This window comes from Coleofasciculus sp. FACHB-712 (assembly GCF_014695635.1).
Lineage (GTDB): Bacteria > Cyanobacteriota > Cyanobacteriia > Cyanobacteriales > FACHB-T130 > FACHB-T130.
This window is the reverse complement of the sequence record NZ_JACJOQ010000050.1, coordinates 1-8,815: the sequence shown is the minus strand read 5'-3', so window position 1 is coordinate 8,815 and position 8,815 is coordinate 1. Positions and strand designations below refer to the sequence as shown.

The following is an 8,815-nucleotide window of genomic DNA, read 5'->3' as shown; positions in this document are numbered from 1 at the left end:
GTATTTCCTTCTAATTGCGAAGGATTGACCTGGCTAAGAATAGATTGAGCTTTGAGGATGAAGTTGGGGCCAAGCGGAATCAATCCATCAACAGCAACTAGCGCAGCCATTCGCATTATGGATTCGTTGTGATAGTTTCCTAAAGAAGTTCTAAATGCTTCAATGCTGGTAGGAATGCCGTGCAACCGACAAAAGGCAATCAACTCGACAACCAGCTTTAGGGACAAATCAATCGCTTGTACGGTATCCGCTTTGGGAGTAAGCTGGTTTAAAAAATTCAGAAACCTGATTTTCTCGCCTACTTTATTCGCTAGCGCTGCTGCACCAATGGCGCTATCAGCACGGTCAATTGTTTGGTAAAGCCATAAGGTTTGTTGATAACTCTGGGTTGGATCGTTGTACAGCGCGATCGCTCTTTCGCCAATCTCCTCAATCAGACCTTTGTCGGTAACACCTGTCACCGCACGGATAGTATTTTCAAATCCCACCAAGTTTTGCCACTCACCGGGAACGACATAATCGAGCGATCGCAGCATATAAACGGTCATGCTGCTGGTTGGCAGGGTATCCACCAATTTAGAAATAGACTGACTCACGAATTTAGTTCCTTTTTAACTAGATGCCTACCTCTTTTTATCCTAATTTTTAGGACGAAGTACCTTTTACAAAAAATTACAAAATTAAGGTGAACTTGCCAGCGCGATTGCAATACAGCCCATAGATTACGCTAAGCATTGAAAACTTAACCGCTGTTTTGTTTAACTGCTGTCTGATTACAAATTACTCGTTATTACTACTGTTGCTTAATTAATGTTCGGAGTGAAAACCAAGCAATGGCAGCAAGGGGAAGGACAATACCCATACCAATGGCAGCCCCTTTTAAGCGTTGCATCCAGAGTAGAGTCATTTTGATACCAAACACTGTGACCACAGTGTTTGTCCATTCTTCTAGCTGATTAGGAGAACTGGTAGGAACCAGAACCATAATCGAAGTAAACAGTGCCATATAGAAAGCTAATAACGCCGCTCCACCACCAACTAGCCCTAGAATGACTTTTTTGAGTATCTGAAGAACTTCTTCCATAATCTAAATACTCGAAATGAATCGGAAATTCGTCACGTTCCCTACGATAGCGAAGATCGCACAAAAGCGATCGCGCTTTCCCAATTAACGGTCTGATGAAGCAGGGAGCGGATAAATAGCTCTTTTATAATCCGGATTTCTTGTTCTTGGAGGTGCTTCGCCAAATGCGCCGCATAGGAGGGTCTATTCGTTACAGAAGTCGTTGCGAACCAGCGGTCAATTAAGGCTGGTGTAATATGCATGGAGGTTTGCGATCGCTCCTCAGTCACTTCAACCGCCAATCCCGCCGACTCGAAAGCTTTTCGCAAATCAAGCGCATCCCAGTTGACCATTGGATCTGACGTGTCGCTGTAAATTGCCTCTTCCGCTGCCACTAATCGCTGGTATAAGTCGGCATTGGGTTTCGACTTTTCGAGCAAACGATAAAGCCGTTGCGTGTGGCGTGGCACTGTTTCTGCAAGTACCAAAACTCCCGACTGTTGCAGTAATTGGGCTAACCATTTGGCTGCTGCTGCTTTATCCGGTTCGTGGATAAGTGCATTTCGCCCGATGATGCAGTCAAATCGGATATCAGAGGATTGGGCAGCTAAAACCTTTGGCAATTGGGTTAAGGTAGCACTCAATAGGACGGGACGATTGAGTTCTGGAAGCGCTACCACTTGCTCTTGGAGTGCCTTTGCTTCATCAGCAGTGCGAGTACAGGCATAAACGCCACCTTCTGGTACCCGACGCAAAGCTTCAAAGGTGAGTAAACCACTCCCGGCATTCAAGTCCAAAATGACATGGTGACGCTGAAGTTGAGCAAGGGTGAAAATGCGATCGCGTATCCCTGCAAGTTGCTCGCCAATCTGACTCAACGTGCGTTGCAACCAACGGTCAACTGTGCGGTCAGTTGGTCCTGTTGTTAGCACTTCCACGGGTGAGATAAAAACACCCTCTGCCACTGCTTCCAACTGCGCTTCCCGATGACGCGCCACCTGCGTCTTAATTTCTCCTTCAAATCCCTGTGTTGAAGGTTGATAAAACACCTGTCCCTGCAAACTACTCGGTAAATACTGTTGTGCTACCCAGTGGTCGCGGTAGGCGTGAGGATAAAGATAACCTGCACCATGTCCCAATCCTTTCTTGTCCCGGTTGGCATCTTTCAGGTGATTGGGGACTTCCGCCTCCCGTTCCTTCTCAACTACCGCTAGCGCATCAAAAAAGCCCATCGTGCTGTTAGATTTGGGCGCGTTGGCAAGATAAAGCGTGGCTTGAGCCAAGTGATAGCGTCCTTCTGGCATCCCCACCCACTCAAAGGCACTGGCGCAGGCATTTACAACAACTAAGGCATTGGGGTCAGCGAGTCCCACATCTTCACTAGCTAAAATCAACATTCGCCGGAAAATGAAGCGAGGGTCTTCCCCGGCATACACCATTTTGGCTAGCCAGTATAAAGCTGCATCGGGGTCGGAACCGCGCAAACTTTTGATAAAGGCACTAATCGTATCGAAGTGGGCGTCTCCTTCCTTGTCATAGAGTACAGCCCTTTGCTGAATCGATTCCTCCGCGACAGATAGCGTAACGCGAATCGTTCCAGTTTCGTCGGGGGGTGTGGTTTCGACGGCTAATTCCAAGGCATTGAGTAAGGAACGGGCATCGCCATTAGCGACATTGACCAAATGTGCGATCGCATCCGGCTCTAAGATTACAGATAGCTGACCATAACCGCGTTCTGAGTCAGCGAGTGCCTGTTCGAGGACGCGGCGTAAGTCAGCTTCATTGAGAGGTTTAAGCTGAAAGATGCGGGAACGACTGACAAGAGCTTTGTTAACTTCAAAATAGGGATTTTCTGTGGTTGCACCAATCAGAATCACCGTCCCATTTTCCACCCAAGGAAGTAGGGCGTCCTGTTGAGATTTATTGAAGCGATGAACCTCGTCAACAAAAAGAATTGTGCGCTGAGTGTGTTCTTTTTGGCATTTTTGAGCGGTAGCGATCGCATCCCGAATTTCTTTTACCCCAGAAAGGACGGCATTAATCGCAATGAAGTGAGCGCGGGTGGTATTGGCGATAATCCGAGCCAGAGTTGTTTTCCCCGTACCCGGTGGACCAAAAAAAATCAGGGAAGAAAGCTGGTCAGCTTGAATCGCACGGCGTAACAAACGCCCGGAGCCTAGGATGTGGTCTTGCCCGATAAACTCATCAAGAGTACGTGGGCGCATCCTCGCAGCCAGGGGTGCATCTTTTTCCACTAATTGTTGGCGATGCTGGTCGAACAAGCCTATCTTCACCCGGTAGGAATTGCCATCTGTCAGTATAGACTAACCCATTAGACCTCCCCAGAAATTAGATTTCGGCTCAAGTCGCAAAAAGGTTTCTGGCTCTTTGAGAGTCGTCACTTTTCGTCGAAACTGTTGCCGAACACTTGCGTAATTTGCATGAGTTTGGCGCTAAAGGAAGGAACGCTAGCCCGATTCTCGTAGGTATCATCCGCATCCGTATTCCCTCTCTCCAAAGCATCTCTCTTAAGACGGATTCTCCTGACGTAGCGACTCAGATTGAATAGAGAAGACCGTGTATGTATACGGATGGCTGTTCATGAAGCGCGACGGCACAGGCAAGTTTGTTAGCAATTGGAACTCAGAGACGAAACAACGGGTTAGCCTATCTCTCACCGATACAGCATGGCGATCGCTCGATCAAGAGGCTCACAGGCGAGGAATTTCTCGCTCTGAAGTCATTGAACGCTTTGCCCGCACTCTTGAAAGCGAACAGTTGTTCCCTGCCCAAGAAACTGAACACAAGGTTGCAACGATTCTTGAAAGCATTACAGATGCTTTTGTCGCCTTCGATCGCGACTGGCGCTACACCTACGTGAATCGGGCGGCGGCTCAAATCCTGCACAAAACGCCAGAAGAGTTATTGGGCAAGGACGTTTGGAATGAGGTTTTTCCTGAGTTGGTCGGTGGCATTGCATATCGGGAACTACATCGGGCAGTGGCACAACAGGTTCCTGTTTCCTGGGAAGAATTTGGGGAATCTGTTCAGCGTTGGATAGAGGCGAATGCTTATCCCTCGACGGCAGGGGTAGCGGTCTATTTTCGGGATGTAAGCGATCGCAAGCAAGCGGAGGCAGAACGAGAACGCTTGTTGCACGAGCTGGAAATTGAACGCGCCAAATTTGAAGCCGTTTTGCGACAGATGCCTGCGGGAGTCATGATTGCCGATGCGGTATCCGGTAAGTTAGTCCTGGCGAACGAACAAGCTAAGCAGATTGTTGGGTATGGCTACGAACAATCGCTTGAGCTTAACGAATACGATCCCGTCGTTTCATACATTTCACTTCGTTCTAACGGTCAGCCCTATGCCCATGAAGATATGCCCTTAGCGCGATCGCTAAAAACAGGTGAGATCGTTACCAACGAACAGATAGAAATTCATCGAGATGATGGTAGCCGCGTCTTCATTAACGTCAACTCAGCACCGATTTTAGATAACCAGGGACAGATTATTGCAGCTGTCGTTATCTTCAAAGACGTGACCGATTACAAACAAATTGAACAGGCATTCCGAGAAAGCGATGAACGCCTGCAATTAGCACTGACGGCGGCTCAAACGGTTGTCTGGGATATGGATTTGCAGAGCAATCGAGTGGTGTGTTCTGCTAATGCTCTAGACTTTTGGGGTCTTTATGAAGGGACGGGAGAAGAGTTTGTTGCGCTCATTCATCCAGACGATCGACAACAGGTGATCCAAGCGACGGCAGGGGCAATGGCTGGAGAACAGCCCTACACACCGGAGTATCGAGTAATTTGTCCAGACGGCGTTGTGCGCTGGCTCAACAGTCAGGGGCAAGTCTATCGGGATGAGACGGGACGAGGAGTTCGCATGATTGGCGTTTCGGTTGACATCACCCAACGCAAACAAATGGAAGCGGAGCGCGATCGCCTTTTAGATCGAGAACAAACTGCCCGACTCGAAGCAGAAAGCGAACGCCAGCGGTTGCATGAAATCCTGATGCAATTGCCTGCCATGATTGGAATTGTTAAAGGTTCCGATCTTGTGTATGAATTTGCCAATCCAACTTATCTGCAAGTGGCTGGGCGCACTCCAGACATTATCGGTAAATCAATGCGGGACGTTTTCCCGGAGCTAGAGGGGCAAATTTACTTTGAAGCGCTCGATCGTGTTTACCGAACGGGAGAACCGTTCATTGGAAATGAGTCGCCTGCTTACTGGGATCGAAACAGCAATGGTGTGTTGGAAGAAGGATTTTTCAACTGCATCTTTGCGCCTTGGCGGGATGCGGAGGAAACCATTCAGGGCGTGTTGGTTTATAACATGGACGTGACAGCCCAGGTGCGGGCAAGGCAACAGATTGAGTCACTGCTGGCAGAGCTACAGGAAAAAGAACGACAGCAGCAGTTTCTGATTGAACTGAATGATGCGATTCGTGCCATTCAAGACTCGAAGGAAATTATGTGGCGGGTGGTTCGCTCCGCAGGAGAGCACTTCAATGTCACTCGCTGTACCTACGGTGAAATTGATTCCACTCAGGAATACGTCATCGTCGATCGCGACTATTGCAATGGTGTCATCAGCATCGTTGGTAGCCATCACATGGATTCGTTTGGTCGTGAACTCATTGCTGAATTAAAGCAGGGCAAAACTATTGTCGTAGATGATGTCGATCGCGATCCTCGGACAGCCGGAGTTGGGGCGGCTGCCTTTGATGCAATTCAAACCAAATCTCTCGTGTGCGTTCCCTTAGTGAAAGAAGGGCGATTTGTTGCATTGTTAGTGTTGCACCATGTGGCTCCCCGGCGCTGGACGGAGGAAGATGTGGTGCAGATGGAGCGAATTGCTCAAAAAACCTGGCTAGCCGTAGAGCGATCGCGGGCAGAAGAACAATTGCGAGAAAGTGAAGCTCATCTGCAACTCGCGCTCAAGGTCGGACGCATGGGAACGTGGGACTGGGATATGCAGACCGAGGCATTGCTTTGGTCAGAAGGACACTTCACCGTCCTGGGTCTACAACCGAATGAATGCGAACCCAGCCATGAAGTTTGGGAAAGTCGGGTCCATCCCGATGACCTGGCAGAAGCTAAGGCGAAATTTCAGCAAGCGATAGCCCAAAAGAAAGAGTATCACCATGAATATCGCCTACGTTGGTCAGATGGCTCGGTTCACTGGGTGGAAGCGAGAGGAAAGTTTACTTATGATGTTCAGGGAAATCCCAAGCACTCGATTGGTGTCGTCATAAATATCACAGAACGCAAGCAAGCGGAAGAGGCGTTGCGTCAAGCCCTACAAAAGCTCAACTTCCATGTTGAAAACTCTCCTATGGCAGTCGTTGAATGGAATCGAGACTTTCAAGTCATTCGGTGGTCTGCTGGTGCAGAGCGCATTTTGGGCTGGAAAGCCGAAGAAATGCTGGGTAAATCTTTAACAGAGATACCTTTTGTCTTTGAGGAAGACCTGGAAGCAGTTGCTGAAGTCTGCCAACGGCTGGTCTATGGTGAAGAACCCCATATTTTTTCATACAACCGCAATTACACCGAAGATCGCAACATTGTGCATTGCGAGTGGTATAACTCCAGTCTCAGGGACGAATCGGGACGGATGATTTCGGTGTTATCGCTGGTGCTGGATGTGACGGAGCGCAAGCAAGCAGAACAAGAACGAGAACAACTGTTAGAACGCGAGCGCCTTGCACGCTCTGAAGCAGAAGCCGCACAGCGCCAACTGGAAACCATTTTTGAAACATCACCCATTGGACTTGCTCTGTTAGATGAAAAGCAGCGATTTATTGCCATCAACGAAGCATTAGCAGAAATTAATGGATTAACTCGCGAGCAACACTTAGGCTACTCAATTCCCGATCTTTTTGGTCAATTCGATCCCCAATTAGTTGAAGTCTTTCATCAGATATACACCACAGGGAATCCCTTCATTTCACCGAACTTTGCGGTGAATGTTCCCGGACGCGGGGATCGCCGTCCCGGTTACTATAACGTTTACTATCTTCCGACTGTTAACTCAAATGGTCAGGTCGAAGGCGTTCTAGTCTATGTGGTAGATGTGACTGAGCGCGTCAGATTAGAGCATGCCCAATGCTTTCTCTCTGAGGCGAGTGCGGTGCTGGCATCCTCACTGGATTATCAAACGACTCTAGAGCGCGTCGCACAGCTTACGGTGCCGGAATTAGCCGACTGGTGTACGGTTCACATGATAGAAGAGAACGGTGCGATCGCGCAGATTGCGGTTGCTCACATCGACCCTGCCAAGCTGGAATGGGCATATCAGATTAGAGACAAGTATCCGATAAACCCAGATGACCCTCGCGGTGCTGCATTGACATTGCGGACTGGACAACCGGATTTAGTGCCCAATATTCCTGATGAACTGTTGGTGCAGGCAGCGCGTGATTCAGAGCATTTAGAGATTCTACGGCAGGTGGGATTCAGATCTGTAATGACGGTGCCACTACGAACTCAGGCACGAATTCTAGGGGTCATTTCCTTTATCGCCGCCGAATCTGAACGACAGTATACCCCGGCAGATTTGCAACTAGCAGAGGAATTAGCTCGTCGCGCTTCCTTGGCGATTGACAATGCTCAGTTGTACCGGGCGGCTCAACGCGATCGCGCAAAAGCAGAAACCGCTAACCGGATTAAAGACGAATTTTTAGCGGTGTTGTCCCACGAGTTGCGATCGCCCCTCAACCCGATTCTGGGCTGGACAAAATTGCTCCGAACTGGGCGACTCGATGCCACAAAAACCCAGCAAGCCCTAGAAACGATCGAACGCAACGCCAAGCTGCAAGCGCAATTAATTGAGGACTTGTTGGATGTTTCCCGCATTCTGCAAGGAAAAATGACGTTAAACGTCGCTCCCGTAAATCTAGCAGGAACGATTGAAGCCGCCCTAGAAACGGTACGACTAGCAGCCGAAGCCAAACACATTCAAATCCAAACTATATTTAATCCCGTTTCAGGAACGGTTTTAGGCGATACGAATCGCCTGCAACAAGTAGTCTGGAACCTCCTTTCCAATGCCGTGAAGTTCACCCCAAGCGGAGGACGAATCGAAGTGCGACTAGAGCAAGTTGGCACGTATGCTCAGATTCAAGTCAAAGATACTGGAAAAGGCATCAGTCGAGACTTCTTACCCTATGTGTTTGACTACTTCCGTCAAGAAGATGGGACAACGACCCGACAATTCGGCGGATTGGGATTGGGACTAGCGATCGTCCGTCATTTTACCGAACTGCATGGAGGAACCGTTCAAGCAGACAGCTTAGGACAAAACTTAGGGGCTACATTTACCATCCGGCTCCCGTTAAACCTCGTTGAGCCGGAACCCTCTTCCGATCGTAGGCATTCAGAAAGTGCGACAGACTTAGCAGGTGTTCGGGTCTTGGTTGTGGACGACGATGCAGATATGCGGGAGTTGGCAGCATTCACCCTGACGCAATCTGGTGCAGAAGTTACGACAGCCGCTTCGGGTGTACAGGCATTGACCCACCTGAATCAATCTGTCCCCGATCTGTTGTTATGTGACATTGGGATGCCAGAGATGGATGGTTATGCGCTGATTCGGCAAATTAGAAAGTGGTCGCCCCAACAGGGAGGCACGATTCCTGCGATCGCACTTACTGCCTATGCTGGAGAAATCAATCAGCAGCAAGCCTTAGCTGCCGGATTTGGGATGCACATCTCGAAGCCTGTGGAACCTGAGGAATTGGTG

3 protein-coding genes and 1 pseudogene are annotated in these 8,815 nt (G+C 49.1%); 1 reads left to right on the top strand and 3 read right to left on the bottom strand.

Annotated elements, in window-relative coordinates:
• From H6F50_RS01005 to H6F50_RS00995, 3 genes and pseudogenes are all read right to left on the bottom strand, one after another.
• A pseudogene (locus H6F50_RS01005) lies at positions 1-596 on the bottom strand (hypothetical protein); the annotation flags it as partial.
• Positions 597-793: 197 nt separating this feature from the next.
• On the bottom strand, positions 794-1,084 hold the full coding sequence (locus H6F50_RS01000; protein WP_190425325.1) for a hypothetical protein: 291 nt from the start codon (positions 1,082-1,084) through the stop codon (positions 794-796).
• Between the two features lie 41 nt (positions 1,085-1,125).
• Positions 1,126-3,351, bottom strand: a complete 2,226-nt coding sequence (locus H6F50_RS00995) for an AAA family ATPase (RefSeq protein WP_190425331.1) — start codon at positions 3,349-3,351, stop codon at positions 1,126-1,128.
• Between the two features lie 313 nt (positions 3,352-3,664).
• On the opposite strand from H6F50_RS00995, the gene H6F50_RS00990 reads away from it, so the two are divergent.
• Positions 3,665-8,815: PAS domain S-box protein (locus H6F50_RS00990; protein ID WP_190425328.1), on the top strand; the 5,151-nt coding region annotated here is incomplete at its 3' end.

What these genes read in the sequence shown, in the direction of transcription:
- H6F50_RS01000 (WP_190425325.1), bottom strand. Translation starts at nt 1,084, where the DNA reads ATGGAAGAAGTTCTTCAGATACTCAAAAAAGTCATTCTAGGGCTAGTT.